General features: G+C 37.4%; 2 protein-coding genes. Both read left to right on the plus strand.

Going from position 1 to position 1,890, the window contains the following annotated elements; genetic code table 11:
- Positions 1-745 (plus strand): alpha/beta fold hydrolase (locus AC1DTM_RS24610; protein ID WP_477001112.1); only part of this gene is annotated, 745 nt, incomplete at its 5' end.
- A gap of 67 nt (positions 746-812) precedes the next feature.
- A partial coding sequence (locus tag AC1DTM_RS24615; RefSeq protein ID WP_477001113.1) for an aminotransferase-like domain-containing protein occupies positions 813-1,890 on the plus strand: 1,078 nt, incomplete at its 3' end.

The raw sequence follows: 1,890 nt of genomic DNA on the forward strand, positions 1-1,890 counted from the left end.
TTATTACAATATAGAAGGATCGGGTCCTGTCATATTGTTTTTACACGGTCTTGGAGGAAACTCAAACAATTGGTTATATCAAAGACAATATTTCAAGGGAAATTGGACAGTGATTTCACTTGATTTACCTGGACATGGGAAATCTGAAGGACTGGAAATTAGTTTTAAAGAATACTCAAATGTTTTGTATGAGTTATGCAATTATTTAAAGCTACAAAAAGTAGTCATTTGTGGTCTTTCAAAAGGGGCTAGAGTAGGGATTGATTTTGCTATTCAATATCCAGGTTTTGTTTCTAGATTAATTGTTGCAAATGCATTTCCCTATTTAGAACCGGCAGATCGTAAAGAACGACTTGAAGTATATGATTTACTTAGTTTGCATGATAAAGGGAAAACTTGGGCGGGTACGTTATTGAGAGCAATGGGAGTAGAAGATAATGATGCAATTGTCCGAGGATTTCATCAATCCCTACAAACTATTAATCCGATGCATATTCAAAGGCTATTCGCTGAATTAGTTGATTACGATCAAAGACCATACCTCTCTAACATTGCATGTCCTGCATTAATAATACGAGGAGAGAATGATTATTTTGTTCCGGAAAAGTATGTGAGAGAATTTGAAAAACACCTGAGAAACGTGACTTTCGTTGAGTTGAAAGATAGTGGGCACTTGCCTTATTTAGAACAGCCTACTAGTTTTAATGTGACGGTTGAGACATTTTTAAATCATGCGCTTGATTAATACCATTTTCACAGTGAATACTATTATTAATGAATTCAGGACACCTGCTTGGAGAGGAGGGAACTAAATGGAATGGCAACCGAATCGTGAAAATAAGATACCAGTTTATAAACAAATTGCTGATTACATTGAAAGAGGCATTTCTACCGGTGAATTCCCTTCTGATAGAAAATTACCTTCTGAGCGTATGTTAGCACAGGAGTTACAAGTGAACCGGAGTACGGTAGTAGCTGCTTATGAGGAATTAAAATCACTTGGGGTAGTAGAACGGCAAAAAGGAAGCGGCACCCGGGTGAATACAGACATATGGGGTGTGTCACATAAACGAATACCGAACTGGGGTAGGTACGTTGAGGATGGATCGTTCTTGCCTAATGTACCACTTGTTCAACAAATTCGAACGGAAACACAAAAAGATGATTTAATCAATTTAGCGAGTGGTGAATTGTCACCAGAATTAATTCCGAGTGATAGATTTCGAACAATTTTGTCGGAGAAAACATTTATGGGAAATCTCGGTTATGACCATCCACTTGGAAATGAAATGTTGCGAAAAACAATTGCAGCACATGTCGAGCAATATAAACAAATAGAAGCAGATGCAAGCTCTATTCTTATTACATCTGGAGCTCAGCAGGCACTTAATCTTATCGTTCAATGTTTGTTAAAACCTGGCGATGCGATTGCAATTGAGGATCCTTCCTATTGTTATTCACTTCYGATGTTTAAATCAGCAAGTTTAAACATATTCCGTTTACCAGTTGATGAGCATGGAATGAATCCCGATGACTTAATCGATTTGCACAAAAAGCATCGCATTCGTATGGTATTTTTAAATCCAGATTATCAAAATCCAACTGGAACGGTACTTTCGTTGGCAAGACGTAAAAAGGTTTTAGAACTATCTTCTGAATTTGGTATACCGATTGTAGAAGATGATCCGTATAGTTTGACTTCTTTTAATGGAGAAGTGAATCCAACATTGAAATCGATGGAGCAAAATGGGAATGTTCTTTATGTAAGCTCATTATCAAAAATTGTTGCATCAGGATTACGTATTGGTTGGGTAATTGGCCCCACGCGCGTAATTGAGCGATTGGCAGATGCGAAGCAGCAAGTTGATTTCGGTCATAGTGTATTTACAC

The organism is Bacillus sp. P4_D3, assembly GCF_056401855.1.